The following is a 14,311-nucleotide window of genomic DNA, read 5'->3' as shown; positions in this document are numbered from 1 at the left end:
TCGTTTTATTTTTTAACACTTGATTTTTGTAGTAGCGCCACCTTTCCTTGTCCACCCGCCACGACAATGAGATTGCCTTTACGCGCTTTTCGTGCTACATCAAATCCGGTGAGGTCTGATAGCATCGTCCACGTTGCACCACCATCGTAGGAAATGTCGGCACCTTTTTGTCCCACCGCGACAACGGTTTTAGCATCAAGATATTCAACACACTCGCGAAGGCCACGCGTTGGCGTCGTTGGTTTCGTCCAAGTTTTTCCGCCATCATTGGTCATCACAATATGATCAGTGGTAAGCAGGTGATCATCCCAATTACCACCAACAATGATTCCTTTCTTCAAATCAAAAAACGCAACGGAGTAGCCACCGGTCATTTTACCGCCTTGAATAATCGGCAAGTCTGTGGGGGTCCAGTTCTCGCCACCATCTTTGGAAGCCCAAAGTCGCGAGGTTTGGCCTCCGGTTAAAATGATGATCTGATTATTTTTCAAGCATCGAACACCTGTGCCACTCGCCGCAAAAGACGCTTCCCCTTCTTTCATGACTGGACGTTTTTCATCAGCCACCATCGTCCAAGATTCGCCACCATCGCTGGTCTTTAACAATAACATTTTAGACGCGATCGGATCGCCGTACACTACACCACTTTTCGAATCCCAAAAATCGATACCGTCAATGAAGGCATCTTTATCCGTGTTCTCATAGACACGTCGCCAAGATTGACCGCCATCTGATGTTCGTAGAATGTACGCAGGTGTCCCCGCATTTGCGACAATAACGTTCTTCTCGTCAAAGGCATAAACAGAGCGAAAGTCAAGCGCTTCATAACCTTCAAGCACTTTGAAATTCCACGTTTTGCCACCGTCAACAGTCGAACCGATCGTTCCCTTCGATCCTCCAAGCCATGCAACTTTATCATTCACAACAGATAATCCACGAAAAGAAGCTTTTGTATCCGTAGAGATGTCAATCCAATGGTAAGCGTTCTGTTGCGCAAAAAGCGTACATGTGCTCAGCAGAAAAGCAAGGGTAAATAGCTTCATAGGTTAATGCGTTAAAGTCACAAGATAATTACGCCTTTGCTTTTCCCCAATTATTCTGCATGTCACGATACGCTTTCTTACTCACGGTCGACTTACTTTTCGGCCGCGATTTCCCCTTTCGTTTTTTGGCATTGATGTTATTGACCAATGAATTTGCCACACCCAACTTATTCTTGCGTGTCGGTTTCTTTGTTGCACGTTTACGCGTTGTTTTAGCCATGTTGAAAACACCTAAAAAATGATTCCAGATGGAAACCTCACCGCACCATCATCTAAAAATTTACACGAAACGGCGTGAGGATTATGATTTGAATTAACTTGTCGGACGATTACTGTTAAACCCCAACGTTGAATGATGTATCATTGGTATTTCGCAAAATCTACCGATGTTCAAGCAAATCCATCTCTCATGAAGAATCTTTTACTGCTTCTCGCGCTCGTCTGCACATGTTTCTTTCAAGCTTGTAACGAGTATTCAACGAACCTTTCGACCAAGGCAATCTTAAGCGACAAACAAGACATCGAGAACGCGATCAAAGGACTCCGTTCACTTGCCGATCGCATCGATGACGCGAGAAGTGTTATAGGTGCCGCCAATCCGTAGGTATTCGAGCTGCATCAAAACAAAACAAGCATTCGAATTTCTCATCCACAGAATTTCCGGAAACGTTTGCTCCTTTTCGAGTAAAAAAAAACTTCGCATAATATCGACTGTTTTGATCAATCGAAAACGGTTGTGTAAATAAACGAGCTAAAGGACAGAAGTATTACAAGCATAAAGGCGTTATCTTTATTGTAAATACTAACCCTTATGGAAATCGTATCAGCACTCGGAGCATTCTCTTTCTTCATCGCCACATACTTTCTAAGTGAAGGAAGAATTTTCAAGAAGATCGTCATGGGAATCATTGTGGTTGCATTCCTTGCTGGGTTACCATTCGTAGCCATCTCTGCATTCCATCTTTTGCAGTACCTATTGAACGGTTCTCTCGACATGGAAGCATTCCGCTACTGTATGTCGGCATCGTTGATTTCTTTATTTGTTATCGTCATTGGTTTTTACATATTGCGTAAGGACTAAAAATCGCGCAATTATTCGCTTTCAACATAGCATTTTTAAAAACCTCCTCTGCCCTCTCCGGTATTTGCGAGTGTAAAATCTCTAAAGCTTTTTTATCTTAGAAGGTTGGATCCCAAAGGTCCGACCTTTTAAGTTTATGAATACGTCCTCTCGAAAATCAGAAAGCCTCTTCCAACTTGCTGTTGTTGTCAGCGCCCTCGGATTTTTTGTCGATGTCTATGATCTGCTGCTCTTCGGCATTGTTAGAAAGGATAGTTTGCATGCGCTCGGGCTCTCACCAGAAGAAATCGTAACACAAGGTGAAACGATCATCAGCGTTCAAATGGTCGGTCTACTTATTGGTGGAATTGTATGGGGAATCATCGGCGATAAGAAGGGACGATTGAAAGTCCTTTTCGGATCTATTCTGCTTTATTCAATTGCCAATATCTTGAATGGAATGGTTACCACTATTCCACAATACATTGTACTTCGATTTATTGCCGGCATCGGGCTCGCGGGTGAGTTGGGCGCAGGTATTACACTAGTAAGTGAATTATTGCCAAAAGAAAAGCGTGGTCTTGCGTCTGCGATGATTGCATCGTTTGGAATCTTCGGTGCTGTGAGCGCCTACTTTACACACAGTTACTTTCAAGATTGGCGACTATGCTATTACATCGGCGGCGGCTTGGGATTGATTTTATTATTACTTCGCGTGTCTGTTTATGAAAGCACTTTATTCAACGAAATCAAATCAAAACAAGTTGAACGCGGCAACTTCTTGATGTTCTTTAACGACAAGAACCGTTTCTTTAAATATCTGCAGTGTGTCATGATCGGTATACCAGCGTGGTTTATCATTGGTGTGTTGGTCACCTTCTCGGATGCATTTGCAAAAGAGATGGGTATCCAAGGGGTTGATCCTGGTAAAGCCATTATGTTTCAGTATATGGCTATCGCATTCGGCGATATGAGCGCAGGACTACTGAGCCAATGGTTTAAGAGTAGAAAGAAGGCGTTGTTTATCTTTTATGGCATCACCATTTGTTTTGCAATTTTATATTTCCTTCAAACGCCAAGTTCGTCTCCCGAAAATTTCTATTGGATATGCGCAGGCTTGGGTTATGGCACTGGCTTCACAGTTGTGTACATCACAATGAGCGCAGAACAATTCGGCACAAACTTAAGGGCTTCTGCTGCGATCAGTATTCCTAATATGGTGCGTGGCGCATTGCCGCTAATCATCTTGTTATTCAAATTCACGAGGTCGTTAACGGAAAGTTATGTCACCGGAGGGTGGATCACGGGCATCATCCTGATGTCCATTGCGATTTTCGCCGCGTGGAATATTGAAGAAACATTCGGCAAAGACTTGAACTTTGTAGAGTAAGCTCCTACACCTTTATGGGGCAAATGATTCTTCTCTAAATCATTACCTTTAGCCCTGCTACAACCCTCTCCGTTTTATGAAATTTTACAACTGCATTTTAGCAATTGCTATTCTATTTTCGTCACATTTCTGTAACGCACAAGATGACGCCGTTGTCGTGGGATCCGGCGGTGGATTTACTGGCGCTGTTACGGCATACAAAATCACATCTAAAGGAAAAGTCTTTAAGGGCAATGGTGTGACGGACATTGAATACACAGCGTGTGCAAAGATCAAAAAATCAAAAGCCAAAAAGATCATCCGTTCTGTTCACCAGCAGGTCGATGCGATAAAATCGTTTAATCACCCTGGAAACATGTACACGTTTATTGCAATTGAAAGCAAAGGAGAACAAACGCGTCTCACCTGGGGAGACAACAAGATTCCTGCACCGGAGAATCTCAAAAATCTTTACGCCGACATCATGAACAGTGTTGGCAGCCTTCGCTACAAAACGATCAAAAAATAAAAAAAGCTCAACCCTCTCGTATGAAAAAGAAAACTACATGCATGGTCGCCGTCGTGTTGTTGATGATGGCATGTTTACCACTTCATGCCCAACGCACATTTGACGCTAAAAAGAAAAAGCAAAACGCTTCCTATCACGCGCCAATTCAAAAACCGAAGCACAGTGCGGCTCCGAATGTACTTCAGCAGAAAAGAACACTCAGCCCATTATTTACTGGCGGACAACACCGAATTCTTTCGCGACAATCATCCTCTCAACTACCAAGCTTCATCACGACAAGACGTAACCTCGCGCACGCAAAAGTGCCGACACAGAAAGATCCGCAGGTTGCATGTTTCGAATACCTCACTGAAATTCAGTCGCTCACGAAACTTAAAAATCCAACAGACAACTTCAGGGTTGCACGCACGCGCGTAGACGAGAAGAATACGTCGCACATTCGACTCAACCAATTCCACAGGGGTATACCGGTACATGGCGCTGAAATTATTGTACACGTGAACCGCTTTGGACAAGGTGAAGGCTTCAACGGAAAATATCTTCAAATACGTGATGATCTTTCCACCACGCCGTCGTTCGATAAGCGTGCTGCCGAGACAATCGTTAAGCATCATCTCAACAAAGACACGCATACATTTTCATCACTCGAAGCACAACTTGTCCAATATGCGACACCTGAAACAGGACTGTGTATTTACGAAGTACCAGGATCGAACAGACCGGCACTCGCTTATCATGTTAAATATTCCCCGTCGATTCATGCACGTTGGGAATATTTTGTTGATGCACAAAATGGAAATATACTTCACCACATCAACACAACATGTTTTGTCGACGGACCAAAGACAGCAACGGCCAATGATTTAAATGGTGTATCCCGCACCGTTCACTCCTACCAGAAAGGCTCTACGTTTTTTATGGTTGATGTATCGCGATCAATGTACAAACCAGGCTCCTCGACATTGCCCGATTCACCCGTGGGCGGCATACTTACGGTGGACTTGAACAACACCTTTGGTGACAACGCCGCTGTGAAACACATCACAACGACTACCAATGCATGGAACACGAAAAGCGTCTCGGCACATTTCAATGCTGGCGCTGCATTCGAATACTACAAAGCAGATCATTCACGCACCGGAATAGACGGTGAGGGCGGTACAATCATCTCGGTAATTAATACACCTGATGAAGATGGCAGCGGACTTGACAATGCTTTTTGGAATGGTAAAGCAATGTTCTATGGTAATGGGAAAGTCGGCTTTAAACCACTCGCAGGTTCTATGGACGTTGCAGGACATGAGATGACACACGGTGTAGTCGAGAACACGGCAAACTTAGAATACGAAGGCGAGTCTGGCGCGATCAACGAATCGATGGCGGATGTATTCGGCGCATTGATGGATCCCAACGATTGGACGATTGGTGAGGATGTTGTGAAGACCGATGTCTTTCCTTCTGGAGCGCTGCGTTCGTTAGAAGATCCTCATAACGGCGGGTCAAGTCTTTCGCACAATGGATATCAGCCGAAACACATGAATGAGAAATATACTGGGGCACAAGACAACGGTGGTGTTCATATCAACAGTGGCATTCCAAATCATGCTTTCTTTCTCTATGCAACCGCTATCACACGAGCAAAAGCAGGCAAGGTGTATTATAAAGCGCTCACTGAATATCTAACAAAGTCTTCACAATTTGTTGATCTTAGAAACGCAGTCATCCAAGCCGCTACTGATCTTTTCGGCGCGGGATCAAACGAAGTTACGCAGGCCGTCGCTGCCTTTAACGCGGTGGGAATCGACGCTGGCGATGGTGGCAATTACGAGGAGGATATTCAAACGAATCCTGGCGCTGAGTATCTACTTGTCTATAGCACCGATCCTGAAGACGCCAACAGTTTGTACCGCATTCGCGTGTCCGATGAAAATATCATCGCGCTATCATCAACTACTTTCATCAGCAGACCGAGTGTTACCGACGATGGTGTCGTTGGTGTTTTTGTAGGAACTGATCACAAAATCCATGCAATCATCACATCGCCGAATGAAGTTACAAAAGAAGTTATCCTGGACAATCGCGCCATTTGGTCGAACGTGGTGGTATCGAAAGGCGGCAACAGGCTCGCGGCGATCACCGAAGATCCAGATCAAATGATTCATATCTATGACTTCAACACCGAAGAATGGGAGAACTTTGAGCTCTACAATCCGACGTATAGCGATGGCGTTGAAACTGGAGGGCCACTGTATGCAGACGCGATCGAATGGGATTACAGTGGCGAGTACCTCGTGTACGACGCATTCAATCGAATAGTGAATAGCGACGGCATCGACATCGAATATTGGGATGTAGGATTTATTCATGCTTGGGATAAAGCATCAAACACTTTCGGAACCGGAGAGATTTCAAAACTATTTGCTAGCCTTCCCGATGGCGTGAGCATCGGAAATGCATCGTTCTCTAAAAACTCGCCATACATCCTTGCATTCGACATGATCGATGAAAACACAGATGAATATGCCGTTTTGGGCGTGAACATTGAGTCAAATGATGTCGACGTAATCTTCGAAAACAATGCACTCGGTTGGCCTTCGTTTGACAAAACAGATTCGCACGTTGCATTCACACTCACCAGTGAACTCGGCGATGACATGACCGGCTACGTGTCCCTTAACGGTGATAAAATTTCTTCCGACGATCCAGGAACTGAACTCTACAACGCAACCAAATGGCCGGTATTTTTTGCAGCTGGAGATCGTGTTATCGAAGAAGAAGAAACCGTTACAGGTATCGAAGAAGCAACGAAAGAAATTGAATTCACAGCCTATCCCAATCCTTTCGATGATCAGGTAACAATCAAGACAGATCGACCACTTACATCCAACACCAACGTCGAGATGTTCGACTTGTTTGGAAAGCCTGTCGCTGGATTACGTGTCGCTGTGATCGACGCCACAACCATTCAGATACTAGCAAAAGCAATCCCTGCTGGGCAATACATTGTACGCATCAACAATGGCATGAAGCAAGGGGTAAAGAAAGTTGTAAAGGTTCGGTAACTAAGTTCGTTATGTTTTGAGGTTTGAGGGCTGCTCATATCAGTAGCTCTCTTTTTTTTTAAAAAACAAAAAAGGCTACCCCATTGGATAGCCTCTTATAAAAACAATTCTATCGTTTAATTCACCGGCGCTTGTGATATCACGCGCGTTGCATTGTTCTTGATAACACCGTGGAATTGATTAGGCGATTTGTCAAGAATATCCGTTCCTTCAGCTTCATCAAAATCCCAATAACCAATCAAACCTGTTTCTCCAACAATAGATTTGGTAAAGATTTTGGTTTGAATTTCTTGGAGCGTCAAAGCCTTATTCCAAACTTTCACTTCGTCCATCAATCCTTTAAAATAGTATACATCACCTTCATTTCCGTGATGAACACCTATTACTGCATTCTCAGTAGGAGAATTTGAGTTCATCGGTGCGTCTGATTCGCCTGTTAGGATAACGCTCATTTCTATACCATTCAAATAGACAGACATATCCGTTTTGCTTCGCATTACCGTTGTCATGTTCAGCCAGCGATCCGTGAAATCAGCTTCATAAATATGTGTTGCTGATCTTCTAAATACAGAACTGTTTCCGCCTTTCCCATCACCATACTCGCAAGAAACGTGCGACATATAGCCGATGAACATGTGAAACCCGCTGTAAGCTGTTTTGCCATCTTGGCTATCGAAAATCGGAGACTTTAATGAACTTGTTTCAGCCAGTTTTACCCAACTTGAAATTGTAATCGGAAGTGTTACGTCGTCGTAGATATTTTTCAAATCAATAAAATCATCCACACCATCGAATGAGATGGCACGGTTAGTTGGAGCCGTAGGAGGAGTATTGACGTTTTCAATAATAATGGTAGACGTTTTGTCTTTACCAACCACAATTTCATCTGAACCCGACACGATCGTCAAAACGACGCGCTCGTCAGATTCATTGATAGCATCGCTAAAAGCATAAACGGGGATGCTAACAGTTGTTGAATTCTTGGGAACAGTGATCATAATACTTTCAGTAGGAGCAACAGCATTCGCAACGATGTAGTCGCTACCATATTCCCCTTCAGATTCTGAGATTTGAATCGTTACGAATTGGTCTTTGGGTTGTGGTACATCAAGTTTGATAACCAAAACGTCGTTGCCGTTTTCAAGTACCGTTGTTTCAGCAACCTCAAAGTTAACAGTCGATTTTCTCAAATCGTCCTCATCACAGGATGCCATCACTGAAACAAGGGCGACGGCAAATAAAAGCTTAACAGAAAATGGTTTTCTCTTCATATTTTTTTCAATTGGGATTCACGTTAGCTTCGTTTTTTCAAACCGGAAGCCATATAGCGGTCGAAATTAGCTTAAAATCAGCACTAACAATGGACTGTGTCAATTGAGCTAACGGCATCCATGTATGATTTTGACAAAAAAGTTACCTGATTAAGCGCCTCTACTTAAAAATTGAACCAAAATAACCGACAAATGCTAAGTCAGTACTATTTCAGTAATGTAATGAGCGGTCACAAAGCAGCGCTTTTTTAAACTAGCGAAAAAAAAAGCAGAGTGCCTGCTGGACACTCTGCAAAACAAATAAACGGACAAAAAGTTATTTCTTTATAAACTTCTTGACTTGAACGACGCCACCTAAGCTAAGGCGCAACACGAACAAGCCAGGTTTTAGTGACGACACATCAATCTGATCGCTGATCAACTTCTGACTGATAAAAGATTTTCCAGAGGCATCAAAAATGGTTACATCTGCATTTCTGAATCGTTCCGCTGCACGAACGAAAAGAATGTTTTCAACCGGGCTTGGGAACAACTCGAATTCTTCAGCAACTTCTTCACGCGCCACACTTTCTCGCGCGCTCAAGTTGTTTGTTATTTCAAACCAATTCACATTCAAACCTCCCGTGTATGTTGTCAATCCCACGGCATAAGCGCCAGCGGGGAGCGTAACCGTATGTGAAACCGTTGACCAGGTTTGCCAATTACCGGTATTTGGAATCGTAACGGTGCCCAGCAATGTAGCACCATTGTCTTTTTCTAAACGCAACGTTTTACCTGCACTGGTTGCTGATACGCGATAGGACACTTTATAGGTTCCTGCTGTAGGAATATTTACGTTGTAGGATAGCCAATCATTCGCATCGAACGCACCGATGTTAGATCCGCCTTCCGAACATGCTTCCGTAATTACGCCTGCCATATACAGATAATTCTCTGCTTCTATACGCGCCGTAAAGAAGTTTGACGAGGGAGTTCCATAGACCTCCAACTCAAAAATTGAATATCCCCACGCAGTACCACGCAACGTACCGTTTATGCGCAGATAACGTCCTGAACCACTGAGGCCGGTGTTATCATTCACCAATGATGTATTATTGGTAACGGCACGAATCGTTGACCAACTCGAAGCATTTGCTGAAACTTGGACATCATAGTTTCTACCGTACGCAGCTTCCCAAGTGATCTTTACACGATTGATGTCGTACGATGCACCGAGATCTACATAAATCCATTGGGCGTCTGAATACGTGCTAGCCCAACGTGTTGATGCATTGTTGTCGACAGCTTTTGAACCTTCCAACCCTGCCGCCTCCACAGATGAAACCGTAACCGGTTTGTTGGTTGCGAGATTGGAGCCACCAGTCGCGATTGATACTGCTAGCGTTCTCACTGTACTTGCGCCACAAGAATTATTAGCACGTACTGAAATAGTTCCTCCGCTCGTACCTGCTGTGGTGTTGATCGATGTCGTTGTTGACGATCCAGACCAACCGGAAGGTAATGTCCATGTGTAGGAAGTTGCACCACTCACTGCCGCAATTGAATACGTTTGTGCGCTCCCTGCTGCAACGGTAGGGCTACCCGAAATTACGCCGGGCTGCGACGGTACGTTACAAGAACTGACAGTCACATCTAATGTTCGCGATGCCCCCGCACCACACGCATTGTTAGCCCGTACAGATATTGTACCACCCGATGTCCCCGCCGTCGTCGTAATGGATGTTGTTGTCGATGATCCGCTCCACCCGGATGGCAACGTCCAGGTGTACGACGTAGCACCACTCACCGCTGCTATCGAATATGTTTGAGCAGTGCCTGCGCTTACCACCGTGTTACCAGACATGGTACCAGGCTGCGCGGGAACATTGCACGTTCCTTCTACATACGTTTGCCCCGCCAAATTTCTTCTCTTCAAGCCTTGTGCACGATAGTCGGCAACCAAAGCATTGATTTGGCTCAAAGACAATTCTTGATTCTTATAATGCAACACCCAGTCAGCTTGCATGGTTGTGTTTCTATCGGCTGTGCTCGCGCCTGTTACATTGTTCCAAATCCAGTTAGCAAAAGCAACCTGCATGTTGCTGCGCGGATAAACCGGTAGTGTTGTACTGCCATCCGGATTATTACCATCGGTGTATGCCTGCGATCCTAAATATGTATTATCCATCCAATACTTCACGTTCACACCATCGGTGCACGACGCAATGAAAGTGTGCCAGCCTGCATAAGACCCAACGTTTGCAAAGTATGTCTTCCACGCTGCCCACGGATTCGCTTGGTATTTGTGATACGAAGTCGTATACATCACCCGATTGTCAGCGGAGACGCCCCACTTATCGGCAGCCATGTATTCGACGATATCGAGTTCACTATACTTTGTTCCATCCATGGCAAGCGACGAACTCACAATGGTGTAGAAAGTTTGAATGTTCGCATCTTTATAGGTGTAGGGCAGATCGGAGAGATACACGCGCGCAGCATACGTCCCAGCGAAATATTCGAAGCCACCGGTTTCAATGCGCGCATGCGTTGTCGCTTTTGATTGGCCATTCACGGTTGTACGCAACGTCATCAATTTATTTGCGCTATTATCTGGATCGTTAACAAACGTGATATTATTTCGGCTATACATGCCACCTTCTGGCGGTCCACTTACGCCATCAATAATATTCCACTTATTGAATACAGGTAATTGCGGATCATTTACGCTTGTATAGTTAAAGTCATCAAACATGATCACTTGCGCAGTAGCAGGCAACGACATGCAGAAAAATATTCCCCAGAATATATGTCTACAGGTACGTGAAAAAGATTTTACGTTCATGAGGGTTAGGTTTAAAGTTTGTAATACTAAATCATCAAGGTGTTTGAGGTACTTGTTGAAATCAGTTCTTCATAACTTATCTTTTTTAGTTAAACAAAATTTTAAAACGCTGACTTGGGGGGAATCAGCGCTTCCAACGGTGTTTCAATTAGGGATTACCCAATGCTGTGTAAGCGGCTTTCACCAATGATTTACTTTCATCTTGTGTATCGTTATCAACAGTCCAAATCATAAGACCGCCAAGATTTTGATCGAGTACATATTGCGCTTTCTCCTGTATAGCAGGATGTCCATCGTAAAAAATACCGTCATCAACGTCAAGCTTATTCTTCGTATGTGCGTTTGCATCGCGTGTAAGAATATTCTTATATCCCTCATAGGCCGTATACATCCAGAGATTACCCCAACCTACACCCGAGACATCGTCGGGAAGGAAATAGTGAAATCCAACCGCAGGAATTCCGCCTACAATTTTATTTTTCGGGAGACCAAATGATTCCCACGTTGCTGCTAAATCCGTAAAAGCCCAATAAGGAGAATGGGGCGTCGGCGCATTTGGTGGAATATCTTCGTAGCGGAATCCATGAATATTCACCCAGTCCATCCTGCTAACTTTGGCTGCAGGACGCAATTGACCTGATGTCCAACCACCTGGAACTGAAGCAGTGTAAAAGAATTTACCATTAGGGCCTTCGGGGAGCGATGGCAAAATTGCACGATAGAATTTTCCAACTTTAGTAGAGTCCAAAGCACCTTCCGATGTGTTGTTCAAATAAATATCCAATCCATCAAGATCGTTGTCTGCAATAAATTTCATCAAGGTTGCAATCACTTCTTCTTGCATGTCCGGGTCATTAACTGCATTGTAAAAACTGTAGTCGCCATACAAACCAGCGCCTTGTGGTTGTGCGATTGTACCCGACGCTTGCAACATCACGTACACGCCCGCACTATGCGCAGTCTTGACGAGATTCTTAAGATCCATGCCTGTAAATGTTGTATCGACTAATGTTTCACTAGCGGCATTCACAACAGCAGATGTAATCACGAGATGTGTGATGTGATCCAGATCAACATTAGCAAGCGTTCCATTGCGTGATAAAAATGCTACGACACGTTTATTATAGGGCTTCGGCTCGAAAGGTATATTTTCGATCACCGTCAACGCAGCTGACCTCGAATTTTCAACACCATTTCTAGTCACCACAAATTTCAGCGTATGCGCACCGCCTTCAGCAAATTTCTTTTGGAATGACTTTTCTGTTCCCACAACTTCATCGTCAAGTATCCATTTAAAATCAGCGCCATCGGCAGGCGACACGGTGAAGTCGAGCCGTAGTGTATCGGTCACATCCATCGTAAACATATTCGTCGTTGGCCAATCAAAAATGCGCGGCACTTCATCATTTGCGAAAGTCGGATTCTCCGCTTCATCGACACAGCCAGCGATGATGCTTGCCACCATTGTCAACAGCAAAGTATAGCGTATCATTATTTTCTTCATGTCTTCATATTTTAAGGTCATCTCGATTATTCTTTATCCCACCATACACGATTCATCCAACTATCAGTCGCGCCAGGCATTCTTGCAATGGCCTCTTGTGCATTGGCAGTATTGTAGTCAAGTTCTTCTTGTGGATATTGCATGCGGCGAGGGATTTCGCCACCACTTTGATTTACGCCAGGATCGCGGTTAGGATATTCAATTGCAGGAAACCCAGATCTTCTCCAATTCGCCCACGCCTCTTGTCCATTGAGCGCGAAGTTCACCCACAGTTGATTATTAATTTGTTCAAGCTCTTGTCCCGACACAATCGGATTTGCGTCAACAAAATCACTAACCACAGATTCATCAACTTCGGGAACACCATACGTATACATTTGCTTCACACCAGCTTCGAGTGCTTTACTGAAATGTTCCTGAACGGAAGCACCCGTATCCCAGCCTCTAAACGCAGCTTCAGCTTTCCAAAGCTCCACTTCAGCATAACTCATCATGATGTAGGGCGCATCGATACGCGCGATGTAATTTGAAGGCTGTAGACATTGATACAACTTTGTAAGGTCTTTAACTGTATTGCCATTGTATTCAACATCGATGGCCGCACCTTGTGAAGATGCTTCCCAAGAAAATGTACTCGGGAGCAATGACATCTGCGTGTAGCTGCCGACGACATCGAATACTTCATCTGTAATATCATCCGGTCTATTTTCAGACTTAAGATAGCTACGTCCATACATGGTAATACGCGGGTCATTCATATCCTCCATATAAGAGGCAAATGTCGAGCACATACGAAACAGGCTTTCGTCAGCAGTTGTTGAAGTATTCATGAAAGTATACGAAACGCCATTGCCACCAAAAGTTCCACCGCGCCACGTTGTAACGATGTGTTGCATGACAGCCATATCGTCGTTGCTTTGCATCGTACCCAATGCAATTGCAGCCTCTGCCTGCTGCTCTGCTTTTTCAATGTTCACTTTCGTCAACCGCATGGCTAGACGCAGACGAAGAGAATTTGCAAAGCGTTTCCACTGCTCAATATTTCCTTCGAAATAAAAGTCTTCGGTGATTGCTTTCTGCGACGCGTCAAAAGATTTCACTGCTCCATCGAGTTCTTCAAAGAAGTGATTGTAGATATCTTCCTGACGATCGAACTTCGGTGTGAATAAGCGCGTGTAGTATCCTTTCCCCGCATCGAAGTATGGTATGTCGCCATAAAGATCGGTGAGCCTTGAAAAGATGTAGACCTTCATGATTCGAGACACTGCATTGATGTTCACGTTCTCCGGAACACCTGTCGTACGTTCTACCATGTCAACGATATTTTTTACTTCGCGCGGGTATTGCGCTGTCCACAAGGCGCCCATGTAAGCATCATTACGAACGCCTTTTCCGCCATACTCTGTCGATGCGTACTCGCCTGTCCAATGTTGCATCCACTCGCCAGAATAAATAAATCCATTCCGGAGCTGCTCAAATTGTCCGCCGGATAATTGCAATTGAATCGTCGGCAACATCAGATTAGGATCCATATCTGTTGAGGTCACCGGATTCTGATTCAATTCTTCGAAGTGATCACAACGCACTAACAAAAACGCTGCGAAGACAAGAAGAATAAGTTTTTTATGCGTATTGATAATCATAACCTT

Annotated in this window: 11 protein-coding genes; 5 read left to right on the top strand and 6 right to left on the bottom strand. The window is 44.3% G+C overall.

The genetic code is table 11. From position 1 onward, the window contains the following. Positions 1-5: 5 nt before the first annotated feature. Together DQQ10_RS13570 and DQQ10_RS13565 are read right to left on the bottom strand one after the other, a co-directional pair. A complete protein-coding gene (locus DQQ10_RS13570; protein ID WP_112747420.1) occupies positions 6-1,043 on the bottom strand; it encodes a WD40/YVTN/BNR-like repeat-containing protein in 1,038 nt (345 codons plus the stop codon). A 28-nt stretch (positions 1,044-1,071) separates the two neighbouring features. Beyond that, positions 1,072-1,263 carry a hypothetical protein gene (locus DQQ10_RS13565; RefSeq protein WP_112747419.1) on the bottom strand — a complete coding sequence of 64 codons (192 nt, stop codon included), beginning with the start codon at positions 1,261-1,263 and terminating at the stop codon, positions 1,072-1,074. Positions 1,264-1,452: 189 nt separating this feature from the next. On the opposite strand from DQQ10_RS13565, the gene DQQ10_RS13560 reads away from it, so the two are divergent. The 5 genes from DQQ10_RS13560 to DQQ10_RS13540 all read left to right on the top strand — a co-directional run bounded on the left by DQQ10_RS13560 (position 1,453) and on the right by DQQ10_RS13540 (position 7,063). Continuing rightward, positions 1,453-1,647 carry a hypothetical protein gene (locus DQQ10_RS13560; protein WP_133259644.1) on the top strand — a complete coding sequence of 65 codons (195 nt, stop codon included), beginning with the start codon at positions 1,453-1,455 and terminating at the stop codon, positions 1,645-1,647. 207 nt (positions 1,648-1,854) lie between these two features. Further along, positions 1,855-2,124, top strand: coding sequence for a hypothetical protein (locus DQQ10_RS13555; protein WP_112747417.1), 270 nt, complete (start codon positions 1,855-1,857; stop codon positions 2,122-2,124). Positions 2,125-2,260: 136 nt separating this feature from the next. After that, positions 2,261-3,493: an MFS transporter gene (locus DQQ10_RS13550; protein ID WP_112747416.1), complete on the top strand. Its 1,233-nt coding sequence runs from the start codon at positions 2,261-2,263 to the stop codon at positions 3,491-3,493. A 76-nt stretch (positions 3,494-3,569) separates the two neighbouring features. Beyond that, positions 3,570-4,001, top strand: a complete 432-nt coding sequence (locus DQQ10_RS13545) for a hypothetical protein (protein WP_112747415.1) — start codon at positions 3,570-3,572, stop codon at positions 3,999-4,001. 20 nt (positions 4,002-4,021) lie between these two features. Next, positions 4,022-7,063 carry a M4 family metallopeptidase gene (locus DQQ10_RS13540; RefSeq protein WP_112747414.1) on the top strand — a complete coding sequence of 1,014 codons (3,042 nt, stop codon included), beginning with the start codon at positions 4,022-4,024 and terminating at the stop codon, positions 7,061-7,063. Positions 7,064-7,179: 116 nt separating this feature from the next. Here DQQ10_RS13540 and DQQ10_RS13535 read toward each other — a convergent pair whose 3' ends face one another. From DQQ10_RS13535 to DQQ10_RS13520, 4 genes are all read right to left on the bottom strand, one after another. Beyond that, positions 7,180-8,334, bottom strand: coding sequence for a LamG domain-containing protein (locus tag DQQ10_RS13535; RefSeq protein ID WP_112747413.1), 1,155 nt, complete (start codon positions 8,332-8,334; stop codon positions 7,180-7,182). Between the two features lie 316 nt (positions 8,335-8,650). Further along, positions 8,651-11,158: a carbohydrate-binding protein gene (locus tag DQQ10_RS13530; protein ID WP_112747412.1), complete on the bottom strand. Its 2,508-nt coding sequence runs from the start codon at positions 11,156-11,158 to the stop codon at positions 8,651-8,653. A 148-nt stretch (positions 11,159-11,306) separates the two neighbouring features. Further along, positions 11,307-12,662, bottom strand: coding sequence for a glycosyl hydrolase family 18 protein (locus DQQ10_RS13525; RefSeq protein ID WP_165823926.1), 1,356 nt, complete (start codon positions 12,660-12,662; stop codon positions 11,307-11,309). A gap of 26 nt (positions 12,663-12,688) precedes the next feature. Next, the gene (locus tag DQQ10_RS13520) at positions 12,689-14,305 is read right to left on the bottom strand and encodes a SusD/RagB family nutrient-binding outer membrane lipoprotein (protein WP_112747410.1); all 1,617 of its coding nucleotides are present in this window, start codon (positions 14,303-14,305) and stop codon (positions 12,689-12,691) included. Positions 14,306-14,311: the final 6 nt, after the last annotated feature.

Source organism: Pseudochryseolinea flava (assembly GCF_003286915.1).
GTDB classification, from domain to species: Bacteria; Bacteroidota; Bacteroidia; order Cytophagales; family Cyclobacteriaceae; genus Ohtaekwangia; species Ohtaekwangia flava.
This window is presented reverse-complemented; position numbering and strand designations above follow the sequence as displayed.